The sequence below is a fragment of the Pradoshia sp. Z4_20 genome, assembly GCF_058216035.1.
This window is the reverse complement of the sequence record NZ_JBZAJD010000008.1, coordinates 145,215-170,617: the sequence shown is the minus strand read 5'-3', so window position 1 is coordinate 170,617 and position 25,403 is coordinate 145,215. Positions and strand designations below refer to the sequence as shown.

The 25,403-nt window shown below is 37.7% G+C and carries 20 protein-coding genes, 11 tRNA genes and 1 pseudogene; 29 read left to right on the top strand and 3 right to left on the bottom strand.

The window, feature by feature from the left end:
* Positions 1-91 precede the first annotated feature (91 nt).
* From AC4BHP_RS16185 to AC4BHP_RS16130, 12 genes are all read left to right on the top strand, one after another.
* Positions 92-167, top strand: a tRNA-Ala gene (locus tag AC4BHP_RS16185).
* Positions 168-284: 117 nt separating this feature from the next.
* Positions 285-377 (top strand) — tRNA-Ser (locus tag AC4BHP_RS16180).
* 108 nt (positions 378-485) lie between these two features.
* Positions 486-562 (top strand) — tRNA-Asp (locus AC4BHP_RS16175).
* A 109-nt stretch (positions 563-671) separates the two neighbouring features.
* Positions 672-748: transfer RNA gene (locus tag AC4BHP_RS16170), tRNA-Asp, on the top strand.
* 16 nt (positions 749-764) lie between these two features.
* Positions 765-840: transfer RNA gene (locus AC4BHP_RS16165), tRNA-Phe, on the top strand.
* Between the two features lie 44 nt (positions 841-884).
* Positions 885-957: transfer RNA gene (locus AC4BHP_RS16160), tRNA-Thr, on the top strand.
* 11 nt (positions 958-968) lie between these two features.
* A tRNA-Tyr gene (locus AC4BHP_RS16155) sits at positions 969-1,052 on the top strand.
* An 8-nt stretch (positions 1,053-1,060) separates the two neighbouring features.
* Positions 1,061-1,134 (top strand) — tRNA-Trp (locus AC4BHP_RS16150).
* A gap of 90 nt (positions 1,135-1,224) precedes the next feature.
* Positions 1,225-1,298: transfer RNA gene (locus tag AC4BHP_RS16145), tRNA-Gly, on the top strand.
* Between the two features lie 89 nt (positions 1,299-1,387).
* Positions 1,388-1,462: transfer RNA gene (locus AC4BHP_RS16140), tRNA-Asn, on the top strand.
* A gap of 3 nt (positions 1,463-1,465) precedes the next feature.
* A tRNA-Glu gene (locus AC4BHP_RS16135) sits at positions 1,466-1,537 on the top strand.
* A gap of 391 nt (positions 1,538-1,928) precedes the next feature.
* Positions 1,929-2,129, top strand: a complete 201-nt coding sequence (locus AC4BHP_RS16130; protein ID WP_140461395.1) for a hypothetical protein — start codon at positions 1,929-1,931, stop codon at positions 2,127-2,129.
* A gap of 599 nt (positions 2,130-2,728) precedes the next feature.
* Here AC4BHP_RS16130 and AC4BHP_RS16125 read toward each other — a convergent pair.
* Positions 2,729-4,579 carry a V4R domain-containing protein gene (locus AC4BHP_RS16125; protein WP_148629660.1) on the bottom strand — a complete coding sequence of 617 codons (1,851 nt, stop codon included), beginning with the start codon at positions 4,577-4,579 and terminating at the stop codon, positions 2,729-2,731.
* Between the two features lie 206 nt (positions 4,580-4,785).
* Between AC4BHP_RS16125 and AC4BHP_RS16120 the strand changes: the two genes are divergently transcribed.
* From AC4BHP_RS16120 to AC4BHP_RS16085, 8 genes are all read left to right on the top strand, one after another.
* Positions 4,786-5,730, top strand: a complete 945-nt coding sequence (locus tag AC4BHP_RS16120; RefSeq protein ID WP_148629661.1) for a VOC family protein — start codon at positions 4,786-4,788, stop codon at positions 5,728-5,730.
* Between the two features lie 11 nt (positions 5,731-5,741).
* The gene (locus AC4BHP_RS16115) at positions 5,742-6,569 is read left to right on the top strand and encodes an alpha/beta fold hydrolase (protein WP_262365963.1); all 828 of its coding nucleotides are present in this window, start codon (positions 5,742-5,744) and stop codon (positions 6,567-6,569) included.
* A gap of 147 nt (positions 6,570-6,716) precedes the next feature.
* On the top strand, positions 6,717-7,907 hold the full coding sequence (locus AC4BHP_RS16110) for an acyl-CoA dehydrogenase family protein (RefSeq protein WP_066104087.1): 1,191 nt from the start codon (positions 6,717-6,719) through the stop codon (positions 7,905-7,907).
* Positions 7,908-7,979: 72 nt separating this feature from the next.
* The gene (locus AC4BHP_RS16105) at positions 7,980-8,855 is read left to right on the top strand and encodes an acetaldehyde dehydrogenase (acetylating) (protein WP_148629663.1); all 876 of its coding nucleotides are present in this window, start codon (positions 7,980-7,982) and stop codon (positions 8,853-8,855) included.
* 12 nt (positions 8,856-8,867) lie between these two features.
* Positions 8,868-9,881 (top strand): 4-hydroxy-2-oxovalerate aldolase, encoded by a 1,014-nt coding sequence (gene dmpG / locus AC4BHP_RS16100; protein WP_066104081.1) that lies wholly within the window; start codon positions 8,868-8,870, stop codon positions 9,879-9,881.
* Between the two features lie 102 nt (positions 9,882-9,983).
* Positions 9,984-10,454 (top strand): flavin reductase family protein, encoded by a 471-nt coding sequence (locus AC4BHP_RS16095; protein WP_490553371.1) that lies wholly within the window; start codon positions 9,984-9,986, stop codon positions 10,452-10,454.
* Positions 10,455-10,499: 45 nt separating this feature from the next.
* Entirely contained in the window at positions 10,500-11,309 is an 810-nt protein-coding gene (locus AC4BHP_RS16090; RefSeq protein ID WP_066104075.1) for an FAD synthase, read from the top strand.
* 19 nt (positions 11,310-11,328) lie between these two features.
* Positions 11,329-12,117 (top strand): 2-keto-4-pentenoate hydratase, encoded by a 789-nt coding sequence (locus AC4BHP_RS16085; protein ID WP_066104072.1) that lies wholly within the window; start codon positions 11,329-11,331, stop codon positions 12,115-12,117.
* A gap of 481 nt (positions 12,118-12,598) precedes the next feature.
* On the opposite strand, the gene AC4BHP_RS16080 is transcribed toward AC4BHP_RS16085, so the two are convergent.
* Positions 12,599-13,510 (bottom strand): LysR family transcriptional regulator, encoded by a 912-nt coding sequence (locus AC4BHP_RS16080; protein WP_066104069.1) that lies wholly within the window; start codon positions 13,508-13,510, stop codon positions 12,599-12,601.
* Positions 13,511-13,674: 164 nt separating this feature from the next.
* Between AC4BHP_RS16080 and AC4BHP_RS16075 the strand changes: the two genes are divergently transcribed.
* Positions 13,675-14,433, top strand: a complete 759-nt coding sequence (locus AC4BHP_RS16075) for an SDR family NAD(P)-dependent oxidoreductase (RefSeq protein WP_140461402.1) — start codon at positions 13,675-13,677, stop codon at positions 14,431-14,433.
* 865 nt (positions 14,434-15,298) lie between these two features.
* Here the strand turns inward: AC4BHP_RS16075 and AC4BHP_RS16070 are convergent.
* Positions 15,299-16,213, bottom strand: a pseudogene (locus AC4BHP_RS16070) (tyrosine-type recombinase/integrase).
* Positions 16,214-16,703: 490 nt separating this feature from the next.
* Between AC4BHP_RS16070 and AC4BHP_RS16065 the strand changes: the two are divergent.
* The 8 genes from AC4BHP_RS16065 to AC4BHP_RS16030 all read left to right on the top strand — a co-directional run bounded on the left by AC4BHP_RS16065 (position 16,704) and on the right by AC4BHP_RS16030 (position 25,394).
* Positions 16,704-18,296 carry a long-chain-fatty-acid--CoA ligase gene (locus AC4BHP_RS16065; RefSeq protein ID WP_490553367.1) on the top strand — a complete coding sequence of 531 codons (1,593 nt, stop codon included), beginning with the start codon at positions 16,704-16,706 and terminating at the stop codon, positions 18,294-18,296.
* A 302-nt stretch (positions 18,297-18,598) separates the two neighbouring features.
* Positions 18,599-19,213 (top strand): TetR/AcrR family transcriptional regulator, encoded by a 615-nt coding sequence (locus tag AC4BHP_RS16060; RefSeq protein WP_066104057.1) that lies wholly within the window; start codon positions 18,599-18,601, stop codon positions 19,211-19,213.
* Between the two features lie 67 nt (positions 19,214-19,280).
* Positions 19,281-20,423: an acyl-CoA dehydrogenase family protein gene (locus AC4BHP_RS16055; protein ID WP_490553365.1), complete on the top strand. Its 1,143-nt coding sequence runs from the start codon at positions 19,281-19,283 to the stop codon at positions 20,421-20,423.
* A gap of 43 nt (positions 20,424-20,466) precedes the next feature.
* Positions 20,467-22,095, top strand: coding sequence for an AMP-binding protein (locus tag AC4BHP_RS16050; RefSeq protein WP_140461668.1), 1,629 nt, complete (start codon positions 20,467-20,469; stop codon positions 22,093-22,095).
* Positions 22,096-22,107: 12 nt separating this feature from the next.
* Positions 22,108-23,460, top strand: coding sequence for an acetyl-CoA carboxylase biotin carboxylase subunit (locus tag AC4BHP_RS16045; protein WP_140461405.1), 1,353 nt, complete (start codon positions 22,108-22,110; stop codon positions 23,458-23,460).
* A gap of 11 nt (positions 23,461-23,471) precedes the next feature.
* The gene (locus AC4BHP_RS16040) at positions 23,472-23,687 is read left to right on the top strand and encodes an acetyl-CoA carboxylase biotin carboxyl carrier protein subunit (protein ID WP_066104050.1); all 216 of its coding nucleotides are present in this window, start codon (positions 23,472-23,474) and stop codon (positions 23,685-23,687) included.
* A 16-nt stretch (positions 23,688-23,703) separates the two neighbouring features.
* Complete coding sequence (locus tag AC4BHP_RS16035) at positions 23,704-24,621, top strand: hydroxymethylglutaryl-CoA lyase (RefSeq protein ID WP_139891592.1); 918 nt, start codon at positions 23,704-23,706, stop codon at positions 24,619-24,621.
* The gene (locus tag AC4BHP_RS16030; protein WP_490553362.1) at positions 24,621-25,394 is read left to right on the top strand and encodes an enoyl-CoA hydratase; all 774 of its coding nucleotides are present in this window, start codon (positions 24,621-24,623) and stop codon (positions 25,392-25,394) included. Before AC4BHP_RS16035 ends, AC4BHP_RS16030 begins: the two co-directional genes overlap by 1 nt.
* Positions 25,395-25,403 lie beyond the last annotated feature (9 nt).

The window sequence follows — 25,403 nt, the reverse complement described above, 5'->3', positions numbered from 1 at the left end:
GGGAAGTAGCTCAGCTTGGTAGAGCACTTGGTTTGGGACCAAGGGGTCGCAGGTTCGAATCCTGTCTTCCCGACCATTTTCATAACAAAATGGGGCCTTAGCTCAGCTGGGAGAGCGCCTGCTTTGCACGCAGGAGGTCAGCGGTTCGATCCCGCTAGGCTCCACCATGACTAATTTAAACCCAATAGGATTTTGGTTTTGGCGGTGTAGCTCAGTTGTTTAGAGCATACGGATTATAATCGTTCTGTCATAGATTCGAGTCCTACAAGGTTTATTATATATATGGAGGAATACCCAAGTCTGGCTGAAGGGACCGGTCTTGAAAACCGGGAGGCGGGTTAAACCGCGCGGGGGTTCGAATCCCTCTTCCTCCGCCATATATTATCTAAAGCAATAGTTATAGCGTTGCGGGATGGAGCAGTCTGGTAACTTGTAAGGTTCATAACCAGAAGGTCGCAGCTTCAAATACTATTCCCACAATAAATGGTCCGGTAGTTCAGTTGGTTAGAATGCCTGCCTGTCACGCAGGAGGTCGCGGGTTCGAGTCCCGTCCGGACCGCCATATATTATCTAAAGCAATATTTATAGCGTTGCGGGGTGAAGAAGTCTGGTAACTTGAAGGGTTCATAACGCGAAGGTCGCAGCTTCAAATATTATTCCCACAATAAAATGGTCCGGTAGTTCAGTTGGTTAGAATGCCTGCCTGTCACGCAGGAGGTCGCGGGTTCGAGTCCCGTCCGGACCGCCATTTACATAATGAAGTTGGCTCAGTAGCTCAGTCGGTAGAGCAAAGGACTGAAAATCCTTGTGTCGGCGGTTCGATTCCGTCCTGAGCCACCATTATAAAATAAGTTTTAATATGTTTAATCTTACCTAAGTATTATGCCGGTGTAGCTCAATTGGTAGAGCAACTGACTTGTAATCAGTAGGTTGGGGGTTCAAGTCCTCTTGCCGGCACTCTTAATATCGGAGGGGTAGCGAAGTGGCTAAACGCGGCGGACTGTAAATCCGCTCCTTCGGGTTCGGCAGTTCGAATCTGCCCCCCTCCACCATTTATAATAGGGGCATAGTTTAAAGGTAGAACAGAGGTCTCCAAAACCTCCAGTGTGGGTTCAATTCCTACTGCCCCTGCCAATAAATATGGCGATTAGAGAGAAATGGTTAACGCATCGGATTGTGGTTCCGCCATTCTTGGGTTCGTTTTTCATCAGCCCTCCCATTGTTGCGGGTGTAGTTTAGTGGTAAAACCTCAGCCTTCCAAGCTGATGATGAGGGTTCGATTCCCTTCACCCGCTCCAAAAATATTATAATGGGCCTATAGCTAAGCTGGTTAGAGCACACGCCTGATAAGTGTCAGGTCGATAGTTTGAGTCGCCCATACTATTATTCCGCAGTAGCTCAGTGGTAGAGCACTCGGCTGTTAACCGAGCGGTCGTAGGTTCGAATCCTACCTGCGGAGCCATTTGGCCCCTTGGTCAAGCGGTTAAGACACCGCCCTTTCACGGCGGTAACACGGGTTCGAATCCCGTAGGGGTCATAAAACCATGTACAAGATGTACATGGTTTTTTTATTTGCCACCAAAGTTCTGATAGCTGTTGACCTGCAATCTTTTATCTTTAGTGTGACCTACGGATGCTTATCAGATTCTAATGGTAAAAGTTGAGAGAAAATTCCTTTTGAGTAAAACGTAATAGGTTTCGAAAGGCCTTATATGTATCAAAATAAAAAATAGATAAAAATCTAGAAACACGCATAAAATATAGTATGAAAATAGCAGTGCACACCTTCATTCAATGTGCACTGTTTTTATTATTCCCTCAATTCAATTAATAAGCTAACTTATCCCGCTATATTTTACATTTATTCCTGTCTTATTACATTGTGATATATTTACTATATGAAATATTAAAGAGGTGCTTTTGATTGAGTGACAAAGCAGTTGTTTGAATATTTATTAACCGTGAATAACCTGCGTTTTAAGGTTATCCGTGATTATAAAGAGTATGAGAAAACTTGGTCCAAGTCATCCCTTGAGGAATACGGGGAAGACGTGTATGTAATGGGGGAGGGAGAAGAGGAGGATGCTATCCTAAAAATACACAGGAAAAACCGTAGGCGATGCCGATAGCACACCTCCCGATCCCGATGAATCCATAAGGGAGTGGATTACCTACTCGTATGATAACGAGAAACATTCCCCGACAATCCCAGATTCAAAGGTGATTACAGAAGGAGATTCACACGTAGAAGTCAGGCTCGATGAGGACTCGAATCGGTTCGGTGAACATTTTGGATTTAATAGAAATAATGGAGACAGCTGAATCCAATGGAAACACTAGGCTTGTGCAGTATCGTGTGCAGCTTCTGTGCAGTATTTGTCCAATGTATAAAAATACAGGAGTAATGGGTTTTTACTGAAAATAGAAAAAGGCTCAACACCTTGATACACTTGGGGTTAAGCCTGAAGTATGGACCCCACCCTGTCAATTTACTATTCTGAATCTTATATACAATATATGCATAAATAGAGTCCAAACAGTCCACTAATTCAGGGTGCCATTGATTATTTATACAAACTGAATCTCTTAATTCCGTTGTTTATAGAAACCCATAGTATCAATTTGAATTCTTAGAAAAAATTTAGACCAGAAGCAAGGATCTGTGCGTTTGTTTAATCTGGATTATTAGTATGATATTCCTCTATATCAACTTTTAGCCGCCATTGGATTAACTATTTGTAAAATCCACAATAAAATTACTGTCTTGAGTATTGTTAGTCTTAAAATATATTTCCATCGCTTTCAATAAAAGAAGGATTTGGAAATTCTCATTAGGATCCTTAAAATCTGTCTTCAAATACTCTTTCAAGTTTTCTAGTCGATAGAGAAGTCCACTCTTTGAAATCTTTAATAAGCGTATCGTGGATTCAATTTTTAAATTATTATTTAGATATATATATAAAGTTTCTAAGAGCTCAATCCGTTTTTGTTCCTTTAATGAAAAGATTCCTGCAAATCGATTATTCGCAAGTTGCTTAATATGTTCTATATTTAAATCATTAATAAATATTGATAAAACACTAATATCTTTAAATGCAGTAATGGATGCGTTGGGGTTGGAGATGAGAGCAATTGCAGCCTCATTATAGTGAGAGTTTGCCTCCAAAATGCTATGTCCTATCTCGCTGTAACCAATTTGAACAGGATAATTAGGGAATTGTTCCATTAAAGCTTCTCTTAAATTACTAAAAACCTTCTGAACCATAGAATGATCTTTTAGAGGATGAAATAACAAAATAACTAGTTCCATCTCCTTAAAAGAAATAAGTATACGCTGTTTTTTTAAGTGTTCCCGAACAAAGTTTTCAAACTCTTTTTGAATCCTATACATATTATTATTCCTTCTCACAATAGCAACGGTGTATAGTTGGTTAATATCAATATTAAAGTAGCGAGACCTAGAAAGAATCTGATTTATATCTGTTAAACGTTGATGCAAAATATCATTAGTAAACTTGGATTCACTCTCTGCTTTTGATTTTTCTATAATAGAATTCATCATAAGTAGAACAGAAATTACATTTGTCAATTTAGATAGTATTAAATAGTCATATGAGGAAAATGTTGTTGGATGCATCGATATAACTGACAAATATGCAACGACTTTATTTTTAATGACAATCGTGTTTGTTAAACGAACATGATTATCTAATTGAACAACCTTTTTTGTGAAAGGAAGTTGCTGACGCTTTTCAAAAAAATAAGTACCTAATTGATTTCTCTCATTTTGGTCATATATCTGCATATCCTGCTCAATTAATTGTCTATCGATCTCTGATAAATTAGTAGAATGTACAAAGTTATAAAATATATCTTCTATTAAAAAGGTTCTGCCAAAAATTTTTTCAGCTTCTTTAAATATATCCTCTACTGTTGCTCCATCAATAATCGCTTGAATCATTTCACTTTGAATATTGCCAAGTTCAATCAGATCAAACGATACTTGATTTTCAGAGTTTTCATTTGATTCATCAGGTAAAGGGTTAACAGTATAAAACTCCCATGTACAATTTTCGTCACCTCTTGCTACACAGGTTTTCTCAACTACCTTTACTTCAAACTGAAAAATGGTGCTCATATAGCCAGTAGCAAATCCCATAAGTGTATGACAAACTGGTACATCACTTTGACCAAAATAATCTAGATGAACTTTTGCCTCGTAAGACTGTAACCACGTTCCTATACCATAAACAGCCTTAACTGATTTATCACCATAAAATTCCATATACCCTTCGAAAATCGAACCGTTTATATGTCCTTTTTCACAATGAAGAGTAGGCCCTTGTTTAAGTAGATCTTGTATATCGAAATATTTTTCTCTCATTCGGTGAGCTTCTGAAACCCCTAATTGATACCCATAATTAAACATTAATTCTGTTGCTTTCTCTATCCCATTTATTTCAATGATATCTGCTTTTAGAAAACTTAAAGCCTTAACGATTGCAATATTGTCGATATCTTTCTCCCTATTTTCAAGATGAAAAGTAGTCCTTTTTAAAGAAATAACACGTTGTTCCAACCTATTCCCCCCTTAATTGTAAGAAGTGCCTCAAAAAATATTGTTATTTCTCTCTTAATACTAAAATACCATAAAAAAGAAAAAACCAAACGAAATATACTGAAAACGCTTTCAAATTAATACAATTAGTCTGTTTTCAGAATATTTTATATCTAATATATTGAATGTGTAAATGATAAAAAACAAACAAAAAAGGGGAAAAGAAAATGTTACCAGAGATTGCTAAACTAGGTCATATTGCTTTAATCACACCGGATTTAAAAAAATCACTATGGTTCTTCTCTGAAGTCTTAGGTTTAGAAGAAACAGAAGTAGTGAATGGTACACATTATTTACGTGCATGGGGAGATTTTGAACACCATACACTATCGCTAAAACAAGGGGAAAAATCAAAAGTAGATCACATTGGTTGGCGTACAAAACGTCCTGAAGATGTAGAGAAATTTGCTGAATTACTAACTGAGGCTGGAGCAGAAGTGAAGTGGGTTGAATCGGGTGAAGAAGCAGGTCAAGGAAGAGCAATTCGCTTTGAGTTACCCAGTGAGCATCCATTTGAAATTTATTATGAGATGGAAAAAACGCATCCAGATCAAGACCGCAAATCCGTGCTAAAGAACCAAACTTATAAATCTTGGAGAAAAGGTGCTTCACCTCGTCGTATTGACCACGTGAATCTAGCGACTTCACACGATCCATCAGTAATTCATAAATGGTTAATTGATAATTTGGGATTTAAAATGCGTGAATATGTAGATTTAGGAAATGGAGTTATTCAAGCTGGTTGGTTAAGTGTAACTCCATTGGTTCATGACATAGCTGTTATGGCTGAACCGGAAGCTAAAACACCTAACCGTTTACACCACCTAGCTTATTGGTTTGATAATGCCCAAGATATATTACGTGCAGCTGACATTTTAAGTGAAAATGGAATTGAGCTTATTGGGCCAGGTAAACATGGTATTTCACAGGCAATTTACTTATATGTAAAAGACCCAGGTAGTGGTCATCGTGTGGAACTATTTTCAGGAAGTTATTTGATTTTTGAACCTGATTGGGAGGCTATTAAGTGGACTCCTGAAGATTTAAAAGTTGGTTTAACTTATTGGGGACAAGATCTTCAGGGAATGGATGCTGATTCAACAGAAGCATAGGAGGGACTATAATGAGCTATTCAACAGAAACTTTAGATACAGGTCGGTTTCAAACGTTCTATTGTGAAGCAGGACAAGAAAATGAAGAAGTAATCGTATTCCTACACGGTTCAGGTCCCGGAGCGAATTCAGTAAGTAATTGGCAACATATTTTACCAGAGCTTGCAAAGAACTATCATGTGATTGCTCCTGATATGTATGGATTTGGAAATACAAAACACCCCGAAGTACACCCAAAATCATTTTGGGAATGGACTCAGCTACGTGTTGAGCAACTGCTTGAACTACTTGATAAGAAAAACATAGAGAAATTCAGTCTCGTAGGTAATTCAATGGGTGGTTATGTGTCGTTAAATGTTGTTATGTATGCACCTGAACGAGTGAAAAAAGTTTTACTTATGGGCAGTGCTGGTGGAGAAACACCGCCTACTCCGGAAATAATACGAATGGTTGGTTTTTATAAAAACCCAACGTATGAAAACCTACGAAACTTAACAAGTTGGTTTGTTTATGATCCTGCAACGATTCAAGATTCATTAGAAGATATTTTAGAAATTCGATATGAAACTATTCAACGTGAAGAGATTCGCAATTCCTATTTGCAAAATATGTTCCCTATGCCTGGGGAAGGTCATATTCCTCCCAATGCATTACGTCAAATGAAACAAACATTCTTACTACTGCATGGTTTTAATGACCGATTTGTTCCAAAAGAGAGCAGTATTAATTTGATGGAACATTTACCTAATGCAGAGCTTCGTTTATTTACACAGTGCGGACATTGGCTGCAGGTAGAAAAGCGAGAAGATTTCATTAGAGCAGCTAAAGAGTTCTTCTAGTTAACTAGAATACAATAACGTGAGGTCACTAAAGAAGAGATTTTAATGTTTTTTAGTGGCCTCACCAGTATTTAAAACTCCGAATATAATATCTTCGCTAACTAAGATTTGTTATAAACTTGAAAACGTATAATAGGAGGGTTATAAATGTCAGTTGATACAAAGCAAAAATCCAAAGGATTTACAGATGTTGAACTAGAGCTTATTGAAAAAGCACGTGAAGCAGGCCTACTAGCAGAATCAGAAGTAGCAACTTCCGAAATAAATGCCTCTGTTTCTCGAAACTATGTTAATAAGTTAATTGAATCAGGAATTACTCGTGCAAATCTACCGAAAGAATATGGTGGTCCACAAATTTCGTTACGTGGCCTTGGAGAAATTGTACGTACTATCGCGTACCATAATATCTCAGCTGCATGGTTAGGTTATTTCTTCCCTTTACACAACTCCTTAACAGCACACCTTCCACAAGAAGGTAGAGACGAAATTATAAATTCAAACGGTTTGATCGTGGATGTTTTCGCACCAGTTGGACAAGTAACCGTGGTTGATGGCGGTGTTCGCTTAACAGGTACTTATAACTATACAAGCGGTGTTAACTTTGCAGAATGGATTGGTTTAGGGGCAATTGCTCAATTACCTGAATCAAATCAACCAGAATTAATTATGTGTTTCATGCGTAAAGATGAAGTGAAAGTAAATGAAAATTGGGATACATTTGGTTTACGTGGTTCAGGTAGTAACCAAGTGATTGCAACGGAAGTATTTATTCCAAGAAGACGCGTTTTAAGACTTGAATTAGCGAATGATACACGCCGTCCACCGGAGGGTTCTAATTATGATCCCGATTATCCTTATTACCATGTACCATACTTCTCTGCATTCTATCTTGGGTTTCCAAATATGGCATTAGGTGGAGCTAGGCGTTTGCTGGATGAATATAAAAAGAGAACAGAAGCACGTGTTCGTCTACATGGAGAAAATGAAAAAGATTCTCCTCGTAGTCAGCGAATTCTAGCTAAACTTATGTTGGAATATAAAAAAGCGAATGGTTTAATGGAACAATATTACGATCTATTAGCAACTTATGAAACAGAAGGTCCATACGAAAAAGGGGAGTTTTCTTCACTACGTGCAGAAATTATTAAAATTTGTCAAGAAATCGCTACGACAGTAATGGTCTCACTCGGTGGGGCATCTCTAACAAAAAATGACACAATTGAAGTGTTTGTACGAGACATCATTGCCGTAGCCACACATATAACGTCTCTATATGAAGATGCACTATACACATATGGTCGTAATTTATATGGCTATCAAGGAATTGGTATGGGCTAATTCACCTTAATAACGAGTCAAAAAATGAATGTTTATTCAATTGAAATATGAGTAAACAAGGGGGATTTAGACATGGCAAAATTAAAGGTAGCCATTTTAGGGTCAGGCAACATTGGTAACGATTTGATGAAAAAAATTCAGCGGTCCTCTTTTCTAGAGTTAACGGCTGTTATAGGGATCGATCCCAACTCCGAGGGCTTACGAAAAGCACGTGAAGCAGGTTTTCAAGCTATCGATACGGGAATTGAAGGCTTTCTTCAAACTCCAGGACTTGCAGATGTTGTGTTTGACGCAACTAGTGCTTATGCACATGTGAAGCATGCAAAGCTACTAAAAACTCACGGTAAGAGAGTAATTGACTTAACCCCAGCAGCAATTGGACCACTTACAGTACCAACAGTGAACCTTTACGAACATCAACAAGTAGATAACGTAAATATGGTGACATGTGGTGGACAAGCAACAATTCCAATTATTTATGCAGTATCTCAGCTTTATGAGGTAGAATATGCGGAAATTGTTGCCACAATTGCAAGTAAAAGTGCTGGCCCAGCAACACGTGCGAACATTGATGAATTTATCGCAACTACTTCACGTGCCATTGAGGTTGTCGGCAAAGCAAAAAAAGGAAAAACAGTTTTAATTTTAAACCCTGCTGAACCACCAATTATGATGAATGACACGATTCATCTGTTAGTAGATCATCCGGTAACAGATGAGGAAGCATTGATTGATGCACTTAAAAAAATGGAAAAAGCAGTTCAGCAATATGTTCCAGGGTATCGCTTAAAAACACGTCCATACATTGAGGGAAATCGTATCACTGTATTCCTGGAGGTTGCCGGTGCTGCTGATTATTTACCTGCTTACGCTGGTAATTTGGATATTATAACAGCTGCAGCTATTAAAATTGCTGAGGAATGGGCAAAGGCAAAGACAACTGTGTAAAGGAGGAATACGATGAAACGCGATATTATCATAACAGAAGTAGCTTTACGAGATGGCAGTCATGCGGTCCGTCATCAATTTACAGTTGAACAGGTTAGGAAAGTTGTTGCTGGCTTAGATTCAGCAAACGTACCATATATCGAGGTTGCTCATGGAGATGGTCTTGGGGGATCGACGGTTCAGTACGGCCATTCACATACGAATGAGTTTAAGCTCATCGAGGCTGCTGTAGAAACTGCCGGAAATTCAAAAATTGCTGTACTTTCCTTACCAGGAATTGCAACGAAGCCTGATATTAGACTTGCAGGAGATTTAGGTGTTTCTATGGTTCGCGTCGCTACACATGTCACGGAGGCAGACGTTTCATTACAGCATCTAAACTTAGCGAAGGAGCTGGGTCTAGAAACAGTTGGTTTTCTAATGATGTCTCATATGGCTGAACCAAGTAAAATTGTAGAGCAAGCAAAAATTATGGAAAATGGTGGAGCAGATGTCATTTATATTGTAGATTCTGCAGGTGCTCTACTTCCAATTCAGGTAGCGGATCGAATAAAAGCATTGAAACAAGAAATAAACGTTCCTCTAGGTTTTCATGCACATAATAATTTGTCACTGGCTGTGGCAAATTCATTAACTGCTATTGAACATGGAGCTGATCGTATAGATGGCAGTATCCGTTGTTTAGGAGCTGGTGCTGGTAATACACAAACCGAAGTCCTAGTAAGCATATTGGATAAAATGAATATTGTTACAGGAATTGATTTATATAAAATAATGGATGTAGCTGAAGAAATTGTAGCGCCAATTCTGCCAACACCTCAAGAGATTACACGCGGTAGCTTAGTATTGGGGTATGCGGGTATTTATTCAAGCTTCTTATTACATGCGCAAAGAGCTGCAGAAAGATTTGGTGTAGATGCACGTGATATTCTCATAGAGATCGGTAAACGTAAAGCAGTTGGTGGTCAAGAGGATATGATTTTAGAGGTTGCTGCGGAGTTGAAAAGTGGAACAGTAAAGGCTTGAAAATTATTTTTAAGCAAGTTTTGAAGATCCTTTATGTTTAAATACGAAAAATAGGCTATCCAGTAAATCTATAAAAGTTAAATCATTAGGGGAGGTTTAAAAATGGATGATCGTTTATTTAGAAGTGCAATGGGTAAATTTGCAACTGGTGTGACAGTCATTTTAACAGACCTAGAGGATGTAACACATGGAATGACAGCGAATGCTTTTATGTCCGTTTCACTTAATCCAAAATTAGTAGTGATTTCGATTAAAGAAAACGCACGTATGCTTCCTAAAATCCAACAAGCCAAAAAGTTTTCAGTCAATATTTTAAGTTCTAATCAGGAAGAAATTTCCAAATTATTTGCAGGTCAAATTAAAGATCAGGAGGTAACATTTAATCGTTTAACAGATGTACCTGTTATTCCTGGGGCTATTGTGCAAGTTGCTTGTGAAGTTTCTGCTGAACATGTTGAAGGTGACCACACATTATTCATTGGTAAAGTAACTAACATTACGGTTGAAGATGGTGATCCATTATTATTTTTCAATGGAAAATATCGCAGCCTCGAGGAATTAGTTGAAGTATAAGGGAAATAGGAATCTCTAACAAGGATGATAGAAGGAGTTATGCTAATGAAAACGATTTTAATTAATGCTCTAAATTTACAGGGAATTTATACTAAGGTAACTCCTTGTGTTATGGCACTTGGCTATTTTGATGGTGTCCATCTGGGACACCAGCGTGTCATACAAATTGCCCGTAAAGAAGCAAATAATCGTGGATTTCCATTAGCACTAATGAGTTTTAGACCACATCCTATCAATATCTTGTCTGGCGGGAAGCGATGTATTTCTCATTTAACGACACTTTCTGAAAAAGAAATGATGCTCAATCGTTTAGGTGTGGACATATTTTATCTTGTCGATTTTACACTTGATTTTGCAGCACTGTCACCCAAACAATTTGTTGATGCCTATTTACTAAATCTTGGTGTAACACATGTGATTGCAGGTTTTGATTTCTCTTATGGATCTAAAGGTGCAGGAAAACTTAAACATATTCCCAATGATTCAAAATATCAAATTACTGTAACCGAGGTACAACGTGTAGACTATTTAGGTGAAAAAATTAGTTCAACAGCAATTCGACAACGATTACTATCGACCGATGTGCATGAGATTCCTCATTTTCTTGGAAAGCACTATACCGTTAAAATGCTTTGGGATGGAAATCAATTCAAACCTATGGAGCCGAAGATGCTTCCTAATGAGGGGATTTATGAGGTTGTGTTGGAGTACGGTCAGTATAAAATCAAGTCAATTGTTTCTGTCAACGAACATGGTAATATACGAATTATGGATTCGTTCAATAAGGTAACAAAGGGAAATGTAAAAATTCACTGGCTGCAGCCTAGCCAATCAAGAAGTTTAACTAGAATTTAATCTTTAGAGGAGGGGAGTTATGGTAACAGAGCAATTAATATCTAATGTAATTCAACTGCTTGATAAAGCACATGAAAAACATCAATCAATTATACCACTTACAATACAAGAGCCGACAATGACTATTGATGATGCCTATGCCATTCAAGTCAAACGAATTAAAATTGCAACAATGCTAGGTGATCGTATCACAGGCAAAAAAATTGGTTTAACATCATTTGCAATGCAAAATCTCTTAGGTGTAGATCAACCGGACTATGGACATCTTTTAGAGTCGATGTATGTAGAAGAGGGGGCAGAAATTTCCCTAAGTCAATTATTTCAACCAAAAATTGAAGGCGAAATTGCATTTGTACTTAAGGAAGATTTAGTTGGCCCAAATGTTACTGTAGATGATGTTCTACGGGCAACAGATTATGTTGTACCTGCCCTTGAAGTTGTTGATAGCCGTATTAAAGATTGGAAAATAAAACTTGAAGATACGGTTGCCGACAATGCCTCTTGTGGACTTTATGTTCTTGGATCAAATAAAGTTCACATAAGTGACGTAAATTTAATTAGCATTCATATGCAACTTTTAAAAAATAACCAAGTGATTAATGAAGGAAAAGGGATGGATGTTTTAGGAGATCCGGCTCTATGTGTTGCTTGGTTAGCGAATAAATTATCGGAATATGGTGTCACACTTAAAGCCGGGGAGGTTATTTTATCAGGTGCCTTATCCGCAGCGGTAGTAGTAGAAAAAGGAGATCAGTTTACAGCCAAGTTTACACAAATTGGTGAAGTAAATGTTCACTTTGTGGAATAAATTTAGACCCAATATGACTTTGATAAAATAACTATCAAACTAAGAGCATTGAATTAGCAAATAAAACCTATTGGCAGCTACTTCCATGAAGTGCAACCTTTCATAAGGTTAGAAAAAATCCGTTTTCCTTTAGAAAGCGGATTTTCTATAATTTACAATATTGTTTTATTGCACTTCTTTTTCTATTTCAGATTTTTTAAATACCAGCATCCTTAAGAGAGGCTTCAGAACTTAGTGGCGGTTATGTCCAATTTTGTCCCATTATGCCCCGTCTTAATCTTAGCTACTTCTAATTGTTTAACTCTTCGTTTTTGATGTATGTCATTAATAACTTTCTTCCTTTAGGTAAATGAAAGGCTCTTGCATTAAAGCTACCATTATAAATGTAGGGGAATTGGCAGTTCTAAACATGATTACTGGGTTATTTTTCATTCCAATATTTTAAAAAAAGTCATAAGTATGATTTTTTAAGTTTGCTAATTTAAATGTCAATATATTTATTAAATTGTTTTTTTGCAAATTCCACCATAACACGTGTTATTTCTGAATAGTTAGTATTATTTAACCTCACAAAACCAATAAATTGGTTTTGTGGAAAAGGTACTATTAAATCAATGAGAACAATATCCTCTTGTTGAATAAAATAAGGATCAGTTATGAAACTATAATTTAAGCCTATGGTAATAGCAGTATTATTTGAAAGACTTTTACGGATTGAATCTAAATTATTTGTTCTTAAAGCAATATCTATCTTATCAAAATTATTATCACTAGATAAAATATCCATTATTTTATAATCATCATGAATTGCTATTGGATAGTCACTAATATCTGAAAGTGTGACTGATATCTTTTTGGCAAGTGGAGATGTATTATTTACTGCAATCACAGTTTTACAAGAAGTTACTTTTTCAAAGTAATATTCCTTTTTTTCTAATTGATCTTTATCATCAAATGCTAAAAGAGCAATGTCGATATCTTGATTTAACAGTTTCTCATATATTTGTGTTGTACTTCCTTCGAATAGGTTGGATTTTATTAGAGGATAAGTTTTTTTAAAATCTGAGAAGGAGTCAATTATTAAGGGCATAAAACCGGGTAATGAACCGAATCTTATGGTTCCATTAAGTTCATTCTTGATTATTTGGATGGTTTCATTTAGAATCTCAATTTTTAAAATTATTTCCCTAGCTTTATTAATTATTAATTGTCCCTCTTTAGTAGGAATTGTACCAGATCGAGACCTTTTAAATAATTTGATATTAATTTCCTTCTCAAATTGTGATAAAGATTGGCTTAATGTTGGTAAAGTGATATTTCGATTATTTGCCGCTAATGTTAAAGACTTTGTTTTAGATATTTCTACAATGTTTGCTAGTTGTTCTAAGTTCAATATATTCACCCCTTATATACTTAAAAAATAACTAAGTTAACTTAAATATAATTAAATATATTTAAAATAACAATTCATTTATAATAGAAATGTACTAAAATTTTCACAAATTAAATTATTATGACATTGACATTATATTCTTTTGTCATAAAGGAGGATTTGAAATGAGATTACAAAATAAAGTAGCTATTATTACTGGAGCTGCAAGCGGAATGGGTGCAGAAGAGGCAAAACTATTTGCTAAAGAAGGAGCAAAAGTAGTTGCAACTGACGTACAATATGAAAAATTAGAAGAGGTTGTAAATGAAATTATTCGTAATGGCGGAGACGCCTATGCAATAAAGCATAATGTAGCTTCTTCTGAAGAATGGGAATTTGTTGTTGAACAAGCAGTAGCTACTTATGGTAAGGTAGATATTTTAATAAACAATGCAGGGATCGGTGGTAAAAATCAATTTGGTACACCAGAAACAACTGAATTGGATGAATGGGACATGGTAATAAATATCAATCTTAAAAGTACTTTTTTAGGTATGAAGTACGTCCTACCTATTATGAAAAAAGTTGGGAGCGGTTCCATTGTTAACATATCATCTATAGCTGCAATGATTGGTACAGCAGGTCCAACTGCTTATACTGCAACAAAAGGTGCAATCCGTTCGATGACAAAAAATGTTGCTGCAAGTTATGGTAAATTTAATATTCGAGTGAATTCGGTTCATCCCGGCTTTATTAATACACCAATGATGAAAGGTACATTAGAAGATGAAAAAGCTTCTGAACATATTACATCCATTATTCCATTAGGCCGTCCATCTGAACCAATTGAAGTGGCACAGGGAGTATTATTCCTTGCATCAGATGAAGCAAGTTATTTAACAGGTACTGAATTAGTGATTGATGGTGGAGCTACAATAATTTAATCACCATCAATAAATGCTATTTAAAGGTTATACAAATTTTGTGAATAGAAGCTATTTTGTTCAATTAATAGCTTCTTTTTTATTAGAAATTTAATAAAATTTTTATTTACGTATAATCAGAATAGAAACAACCAACGAAAAAATAATCCTTATATATCTTCCGGAATTTTTCTGCTCTTTTTTAGTAGTCCTATTAATAGTATTATAAAATTTAATAATAGAAATACATAAGAACTGAAATTATAAGTTATCAAGCTATAGACAAATAACATACAAAAATTATTGATAGAAAAATTATTAACGTTGCTAGCATTTTTCCCTCCTAAATATTAAAAGATCCTTAAAAACTACAAAAGTCAATTAACATTCCTACAATAAGCTAAAAATCACTACTCACTACCAAAAATAGACTACCCAAAAATCAAAAAAATGAACTTTTATAAAATTATCTAAGAATTAAATTGGAAATGAATACTATCCTGTAGTGTAAAAACTATAGCATATCGGCCTTGATGCGGAAGAATAATCTAATAATATTTAAGATTCACTTATGTTAGAATATTCACAAACAAAGTGAAAGGAGAGCTAGTTTTGAATCTATTTTACTAAAGTAGTAGGTTGATTGAGCATATATCTTCTTGTAATACAAAATTCCCATCTTATTTAACTAACGTTGTTGTAACGCTTGATATGAGTGGTTTCTAATTATACAGAATTGCCTTTTCTAAATGATTAGATGTATCTTTACCTATAATAGAAAATTCCCAGCCTTAACCGAAAAGTCATTCATATCAAGGGATACAGCAATTTTCTATTTGTATACCATAAAAAAGATAGACCATAAAGTCTATCTAAAGAGTGTTGATTATACCTCCAATGTATTTAATGGATTATACTTGTCGTTTTGTTCTTTTAAATCATTTCCCCACATGGCAGCGTATTTTTCGGTTACGGCTATTGAGGAATGTCTCATTAGTTTTTGGATAGCAAATGTACTCATTCCAGAATGGATGCATCGTTGACAGAAGGTGTGTCGGAAAGTATGGGCTGATAATCTGACATCTTTAAAATTCATAATTCGTGCTAACCGTTTAAATACATTTTTTAAGGCATCGGGTGTGAATTCTTAGTTGTAACGATTAGTAAAGATATAATCACTTAAATACTCACGGCCAAATACTTGTTCACAGTATAGGTGGTAGGAAGACAATTCGTGAATAATCTTCTCTGTCACAGGAATAGATTCGCGCTTACGGTTTTTACCGAATAAAGAAAGGGTTTGATTACCTATGTCTAAATCAGTCCATTTTAGTGTAGTAAGTTCAGATAATCTGATGCCTGTACCAATTAAAACAATAATGTTTGTATGATCTCGATAGGCAACAAAGGGCTTTTTTCTATTAATCCTTCTATAGTAATGGAGCAGTTGTTTAATGTGATAATCCGTAAATACATCTATTCGGATATCTTCTTTGGCTTTGGGTACTTTGGTGGCAGGGCTCTTTTTAATTACTTCACATTCAACCATATTATTAAAGAAGGCTCTTGTACGATGTAACTTAGTGTTTGTGGTAGTAGGCTTATTACCCTTGTCCTTACAGTGAATTATGTATTGTTTAACATGAGAAGGGGAGACATCTTCAACAATAAGAACTTCATTCTCGTTGAAAAAGCGTAACATTTCGTTGAGGATTAACTTGTAAGTTTCCATAGTCTGTGGAGTTACATTTTTAAACTCTCTGTCTTCATAAAAATCTTGGATAACAAACTTTAGTAACATAGAAAATACCACCTCACATGATTTTGTGAAGTGGTCGTTGAGTATCGTAACAGGTTTTGCTACGACCATAACATTTTAGGTTATGAGAAAGTTGATTCAAACCTTGCTACGACTATAAGTGTGATCCCGACTGGGTTCGAACCAGCGACCCCCACCCTGTCAATTTACTAGTCTAAATTTCTTAATTTCATCAAAGTAAGACTGATTTATTTTTCCATATGGACCGCAAGCAATAAGGGTTTATTTCATTCAAGCATTCTTCGGATTGCTTTTTTTATATTTCTTTTTGATTATTATTGCAGGAAATATAGTTCTTGCTTGTCGAATTAATTATTTGGGAGAGAGTTGAATATTTTAGCGGGAAGAGATTTTAAGAAATTGATGTTCCGTATGAATATCAGAATTAAAATTGATTCTCCCATCACTTGGAAAGAATATTTACGCTTGATTAATTCGGAATATTTTGATTTTAGTAAAGGGGGATACAGTAATGAATGTACCATTAATACTTACGCAATTCTTAGACAGGGCCGTAAGCTTGTATGGGGACAAGCAGGCTATCATATGTGAAGACAGGGTGTTTACATATCATGAACTAAATGAAAGAGTTAATCGGTTATCTCACGGTTTAAAGAATTTTGGGGTTCAAAAAGGGGATCGCATTGCCTACTTAGCGCCAAACTCTGTTGAAATGTATGAGGGCTTTTATGGAATTTTCCAATTAGGTGGTGTGATGGTACCACTAAATAGTCGATTAAAGCCAGATGATTATCAATTTATTTTAAACCATAGTGAATCGAAAATCTTATTCGTTGATCAAGACCTTTACCATTTGATTTTGCCAATTAAAGATAAGCTAAAGACGATTGAAAAAATTATTGTTCATTATAAAGATTCAGAGACAGAAGAGGTAGGATATGATGTTTGGTTGGAAGAGCAAAGTGACCAGGCATTTGAGAGATTTCCTTTAGAAGAAGATGATGTATCCAGCCTTCTTTATACAAGTGGAACAACCGGGAATCCAAAGGGAGTCATGCTGACTCATCGGAATAACTATATTCATGCGTTAAGTACTATGCATCATCTTCGCATAACGGATGAAGATGTGTTACTTCATGTCTTACCGATGTTTCATGTAAATGGTTGGGGTTCTCCGTTTTATTATACGGCTAACGGTGCTACTCAGGTCTGCTCTCGAAAAACGACGCCTGAGATGATTTTTTCTGCCCTCGAAAAACATAAAGTAAACGTTATGCATATGGCTCCAACCGTGTTAAATTCACTCCTGCAATATTACGACCAGAATAGCTCAAATATTGAACAAGCAGTTCGAGTTGTCATTGCCGGTTCGGCACCACCGCCAGCCTTTGTTAGACGAGTGGAAAAAGAGCTGGGCTGGGATTTCATACAAGTATATGGAATGACTGAATCTTCTCCTTTAAGCTTGATTTCAGTTGTTCGCTCAGAATTAAAGGAATTATCTACTGAGGAACAATACCGAATTAAATCGAAGGCGGGGATATCGATGGTTGGCTGTGAAGTTAAAGTTGTGACTGAGCATGGCGAAGAAGTCGAGCATAACGGTAAAGAGATTGGGGAAGTCATCACAAGAAGTAATGGAGTCATGTTAGGATACTGGAAGAATGAAGAGGCAACGATGGAGGCGATTAAAAACGGATGGCTTCATACGGGAGATATGGCTACTGTAGATGAATATGGACATATTGATATTGTCGATAGGAAGAAAGATGTTATCATAAGCGGAGGAGAAAATATCTCTTCCATCGAGGTTGAGGGCGTGTTATATGACCACCCCGATGTATTAGAAGCAGCGGTAATCGCTGTTCCTCATGAAAAGTGGGGAGAAACTCCGCATGCTTTTATTGTTCAAAGAGAGGGAAGAAACGTTTCTGAAGAGGAATTAATTGCATTTACAAGAGAGAGGTTAGCCCATTTTAAAGCAATAACAGGAGCAACCTTTGTAAGCGAACTACCAAAGACAGCTTCTGGGAAAATACAAAAGGTAGTCCTTCGTAATGATTACTGGGAGGCAGCCGGAAAAGGCGGGAAATTCGTCAATTAATAAAATATCAACTGAAGATTATTATGATAGGTAACTAGTAGGATTAGATTAGGAAAAATAAGTATAATCAATATAAAAAAGACTCGCTATCTGAGTAGCGAGTTTTAACTTTCTTAGAATCTATTTAATGGTGCTACATATTTCGAGTTAATTAATTAATTTAAGAACTACACTCAAAGTAGATTTCACATTCATTTTTAACTATCCAATCAAAACCTAAATATTTGAATAAATAAAATAATTTGACAATTTCAAGAAGTTTAAGTTAGAATCTAAATCATAATAAATGAACATGGAGAGGGGTGAAGAAAACGGAATTAAAGGATCGCATTCTGGATACATCTGTTAAGCTGTTTGAAAAGCACGGCTTTCATGGTGTTTCAGTAAATGATATTGTTCAGGCCAGTGATACTTCAAAGGGTGGTTTTTATCACCATTTTCAATCAAAGGATGAATTGCTTTTCTCTATACACGACACATTTATCTCCTATGTCTTACGTAAAGCCAAAGAGGCTATCCACCATTATCAAACTCCACCAGAGAAACTTCAGCAGATTATTTACTCGTTTACGAAAGTATTTGATCTCTACCAATCTCACATATCAGTCTTTTATCAGGAAAGTAAATATTTAAAACCGGAACTGGATTCAACTATTAAACTGAAGCGGGATGAGTTCAGGCTATTAATATACGAAGTCATTAAAGAAGGTCAGGATTCCGGAGATTTTCGAAAAGAGATTCCTTTTGAAATCAGTGGTCTTGCCATATTGGGAATTGTGAACTGGACCTCAAAATGGTATCAACGAAACGGGCCAATGCCGATGGATCAGATTTCTGTGTATTTTACTGACTTTATTATGCATGCTCTATTAACCGAAGAGGCAAAAAGGAAATACGGACATTTTTTTACCACATAATTAAAGCGCTTACATATCTATAACAGACCAACCAGTCGGTCTTTCACAAAAGAGTAGGAGGATGAAAATGAACTTTGAATTGAGCACGGAGCAAAAGATGGTCCGCAATATGGCAAGAGAATTTGCGGAAAAGGAAATTAAGCCAATTGCGATTGAATTAGACCGGGAGTCAAGATTCCCTGAAGAAGTATTTAAGAAAATGGGTGAATTAGGTCTGCTCGGAATTCCCTTTCCGGAAGAATACGGAGGCTCCGGTGGAGATACGATCTCTTATGCGCTTGCAGTAGAGGAAATTGGAAGAGCCTGCGGAGGTACGGGCTTGAGCTATGCAGCTGCTGTATCACTTGGATCGAGTCCGATTTATTATTTTGGAACCGAGGAGCAAAAGCAACAGTACTTAACTCCATTAGCAAGTGGTAAGGCCTTAGCATCATTTGGATTAACAGAGCCTAATGCCGGATCAGATGCCGGAGGGACGAGAACAAAGGCCGTGCTAGAAGGAAATGAGTACGTAATTACAGGAGAAAAATGCTGGATTACAAATGCCGGATTTGCAGAAACGATTACGGTCACTGCGGTATCTGGTAAGACCAATGCCGGAAAAAATATTATTTCCGCCTTTCTTGTACCAACTAATACGCCAGGGCTAAAGATTACTAGCAATTACGACAAAATGGGTGTTCGAGCTTCGAATACATCAGAAATAATCCTCGACCATGTTCGGGTACCTAAGGAGAATGTCCTTGGAGATCTCGAGGGAGGATTTAAACAATTTTTATATACACTGGACGGCGGCCGGATTTCAATCGCGGCTTTGGCGGTCGGGATTGCTCAGGCAGCATTTGATAAAGCGCTTGCCTACAGTAAGGAACGAATCCAGTTTGGACAGTCCATTTCTAAGTTTCAGGCTATTCAATTTAAGCTGGCAGACATGGCAATGGAAATTGAGCTGGCGAGAAATATGGTATTAAAGGCTGCCTGGCTTAAAGATCAAAAAAAGAATTTCACAAAAGAATCTGCCTATGCCAAGCTATTTGCTTCTGAAATGGGATTCCGTACATGCAATCAGGCGATTCAAATTCATGGTGGATATGGATATATGCGTGAATACGAAGTGGAGCGTTACTTACGTGATATGAAGTTATTGGAGATTGGCGAGGGTACATCAGAAATTCAGCGACTTGTAATATCCCGCCAACTAGGTTGCTAGCCTTATATTTTTTTTAGTGATAAGGAGGAACGAGATGGCGGATTTGGTTCAGAAAACAGTGGGTGCTCTTTTGGATGAAATAGCTCAAGAGAATGCGGAGCGAGAAGCAGTTGTTTATGCAGATCGAGGTCTTCGGTATACGTATAAACAGTTTAATGAAGTTTGCAAGGAGGCAGCCCGAGCGTTTATGTCGCTTGGAATGGAAAAGGGAGATCATCTTGCCATATGGGCGACTAATACTCCTGAATGGCTGATTACCCAATATGCGACAGGGAAGATGGGGGCGGTGCTCGTTACGGTAAATACGAGTTACAGAGCCAAAGAGCTAGAATACCTTTTGCAGCAGTCTGATTCAAAAACACTTATTTTACTGGAAAATGTGAAGGATCATTCCTATATTGAAACACTTTATGAAGTCATACCGGAATTAAGAGATGCACCTCCTGGAGAGCTGGTATCAGAGAAGCTGCCTTATTTAAAAAATGTTATCGTGCTCGGTGAGAATCGATATCCTGGTACGTACAGCTGGGATGATGTGATAAAAATGGCCTCCCACACATCAGAGCAGGAATTGGCTGAAAGGCTGGATTCCTTACACGACAGCGATGTCATCAATATGCAGTATACGTCTGGGACAACTGGTTTTCCAAAGGGAGTCATGCTGACTCACCGCAATATCGTCAATAACGCGATCAATATTTCTGAGGGAATGAAGCTGACAAATGAAGATCGTATGTGTATTCCAGTTCCTTTTTTCCATTGTTTTGGGTGTGTATTAGGAACATTAACAGCCGTTTCTGTTGGTGCAGCCATGATTCCATTGCAGGAGTTTAATCCGCGCAGTGTTTTACAGGTTGTTGAAGAAGAAAAATGTACCGCTCTTCACGGTGTTCCGACGATGTTCATTGCTGAAATGAATCTGGAGGACTTTGAAGAATACGATTTATCCACTCTGCGTACAGGTATAATGGCTGGTTCCACCTGCCCTATTGAAGTCATGAAGGGTGTAGTGGAAAAGATGGGGGCCAATGAAATAACGATTGTATTTGGACAGACCGAATCTTCACCTGGTATCACTCAAACGAGGACGGACGATCCGCTTGAATTGCGAGTCAGCTCCATTGGCAGATCGATGCCTAATATTGAGGTGAAAATCGTCGAGCCTGGCACTGAGAATGAAGTGCCTCGGGGGCAGCATGGCGAGTTAATCACACGCGGTTACCATGTCATGGAGGGTTATTACAAAAATCCAGAAGCAACTGCAGCTGCGATTTCCAAAGATGGCTGGCTTCATACCGGTGATTTGGCTGTCATGGATGAAAATGGGTATTGCGCTATTACTGGCAGGCTTAAGGACATGATTATCCGTGGTGGCGAAAATATTTATCCAAGAGAAATAGAAGAGTTTTTGTACCAGCATCCTTCTGTACTTGATGTCCAGGTCATTGGTGTACCAGATGCCAAATATGGTGAAGAAGTAATGGCATGGATCATTCCTAAAGAAGGCACATCCATAACAGCCGAGGATATCCGTACTTACTGCCACGGGAAGATTTCAAGGCATAAAATTCCGCGCTATATCGAATTTATAGACGAATATCCGATGACAGCTTCCGGAAAAATTCAAAAATATAAGCTTCGGGAACAATCCATGCAGATTTTGGGAACGTGAGGAGGAGCAGCATTGTTTAAGAAAATATTAATTGCCAATCGAGGGGAAATCGCTTCAAGAATAATCCGTACCTGTAAACGCCTTAATATCGAAACGGTTGCGGTTTATTCTGAGGCAGATCAAGAGGCACCATTTGTTAAGGAAGCAGATTTTGCTTTTCTTTTGGGTGGTTCAAGAGTAAATGAAAGCTATGTTAATACCGCGAAAATATTAGAGATTGCGAAAGAGCATGATGTGGAAGCTATCCATCCGGGTTACGGATTTTTAAGTGAAAACAGTGAGTTTGCGAGGGAATGCATAAGAGAAAATATTGTTTTCATTGGTCCCTCTCCGGATGTCATTGAACTAATGGGACAAAAGACAAAGGCAAGGGAGGCCATGGAGAAGTCAGGTGTACCGGTTGTGCCTGGAATATCATACCCGCTTGCTGATGCGGAGGAGGCAGTCAGGGTAGCTAAGAAACTCGGATATCCTGTAATGCTGAAAGCCTCTGCTGGCGGAGGCGGGATTGGCATGCAGTCAGTCTCAAATGAAATCGAGCTCATAAAAGCATATGAAGGCAATCAAAACCGAGCCCAAAGTTTTTTTGGCAATGGGGATATGTTCCTTGAGAAAGTCATTGTGAACCCGAGACATATTGAAATTCAAGTGCTGGCTGACAAGCAAGGCAATGCTGTATACCTTTGGGAACGTGAATGTTCCATTCAGCGCCGTAATCAAAAAGTGGTAGAAGAAGCACCATCTCCATTTGTTGATGAGAGTTTACGGAAAAGAATGGGCGAAACAGCATTAAAGGCCGTACGCGATTTAGGCTACTATAATGCAGGTACCTTTGAATTTTTAATGGATGAACAAAAGAATTTCTATTTCCTTGAAATGAACACGCGCCTGCAGGTTGAACATCCGGTAACAGAGGAGATTACGGGAATTGATATGGTTGAGGAGCAAATTAGGATTGCCTATGGGGAGAATTTACGTTTTACCCAAGATGATATTCGGTTAGAGGGTCATGCTATTGAAGTGAGAGTCTATGCGGAGGATCCCGTTACGTTCTTACCATCACCCGGGCAAATAACCTATCTGAAATTACCGAATGGTCCAGGTGTACGAAATGAGGTTGCTATCAGTGGTAACTCTAAGGTAACACCATTTTATGATCCGATGATTGCAAAACTAATTGTGTCGGCATCAAGCAGGGAAGAAGCTATAAGCTGTATGACAAAGGCACTTCAAAGCTATGAAATTCAGGGAATTAAAACAAATCTACCCATGCTTTTAACGGTCATCCAGCATGAAGCATTTAAGGCGGGAGACACAACAACTGGGTTTATTGAAGCAAATCTTAAAAAAATGAAAAACAGATAGGAGAGGTAATAATGGCTGAAGAAATCAAAGCAAGTATGGCAGGAAATGTATGGAAAATACAAGTAAAAGAGGGAGATACCGTTGAAAACGGTCAGGACATGGTCATTTTGGAATCTATGAAAATGGAAATTCCTATAGCCGCTGAAGGAGACGGACTCGTCACAGAGGTTGTCGTAAACGAAGGGGATTTTGTAAATGAGGGCGATGTTTTAATCCGTATTGACTAGAAGGGAGAGAACTTTTTTGGAGATACCTGAATTTGTACAAATAAAAGAAGTTGGCCCCCGGGACGGTTTGCAGAACGAGATGAATATAGCTCCGACTGAACAAAAAATAGAATGGATTGACCTGTTGAGCGAAACGGGTCTTTCTTATATTGAAATTACATCTTTTGTTGCTCCTAAATGGATTCCGCAGCTAGCTGATGCGCTGGAGGTATCAAGGAAAATCAAGCGCAAGGATACGGTCACTTATGCGGCTCTAGTGCCAAATCGAAAGGGATTGGAAAATGCGCTGTTAGCAAATATCGATGAAGTCTCTATTTTCATGTCAGCGAGTGAAGCACATAATCAAAAAAATATAAATAAATCCATTGCAGACACCTTTCCAATTCTTCAGGAGGTTGCAGAGGATGCATCAAAGGAAGGAAAAACAACACGAGCTTATGTATCGACAGTGTTTGGCTGTCCGTACGAGGGCGAAGTTCAGATTGATGCTGTCTTACATATATGCGATAAGCTGTTCGCGATGGGGGTAGATGAAATCTCTCTTGGCGATACAATTGGTATTGCCCATCCAAAACAGGTTGATTTTTTACTGGATGAAGTAACAAAACGGTTTAATAAGGATCGTATTGCGTTACACTTTCACGACACACGCGGCATGGCGCTGGCAAATATATTAGTAGCTTTAAAGAAAGGATATACAATTTTTGATTCCTCACTAGGCGGTTTAGGCGGCTGTCCATATGCAACCGGAGCCTCAGGAAATGTAGCCACTGATGACTTAGTTTATATGCTTGAGAGGATGGGGATTCGTACGGGTATTGATGGAAGAATGTTAGCTGAAGCTGCAGATTATATTCAAAAACAGATGGGTATCCCTTTGTCGAGCAAACAAATGGCTATCCAGGAGAAAAAGGAAGGGAGAAGGGTCAACTGATGATCAACCGATCCATACGAGAAGACGGGATAGCGGTGATTGTATTAGATCATCCTCATAAATCCAACGCTTTATCTATTGAGTTGTTAAAAGAATTGCAACAAACACTGCGTCTATATAAAGAAAATTCATCTATTCATTGCATAATCATTACTGGCAGTGGTGACAAAGCCTTTTGTGCTGGTGCTGATCTAAAAGAACGGTTAAATATGACTCCAGCACAGGTAGGAGAAGCGGTCAGATTAATCAAGGAAACCATTTCCATGATTGACCAAATGCCGCAGCCGACCATTGCTTCCATTAATGGGGCAGCATTTGGCGGAGGGCTTGAGCTTGCATTGGCTTGTGATATAAGAGTGGCCAGCCATCATGCCAGGATGGGGCTCACAGAAACCTCTCTGGGAATTATTCCAGGCGCAGGCGGAACACAGAGACTGCCGAGATTAATTGGAATCAGCAAAGCAAAGGAGCTTATTTTCACCGCTCGCAGGATAGATGCCATTGAGGCACTGCAAATTGGCCTGGTTAATCAAATCGCCAAGCCGGATGAACTGGAGACTATGAGTCTGTCAATCGCAAGGAAAATCGCAGCCAATGCACCTATCGCAGTGAAGGAAGCTAAAAAAGCGATAGAAAGAGGTATGGAAACAGATTTAGTACATGGTTTGCAAATTGAAGAAATGAGCTATCAGGTTACGATTCCAACGAAGGATCGTATGGAGGGACTCATGGCATTCAAGGAAAAACGTAAGCCTGTATATACCGGTGAATAAATTCTCAAT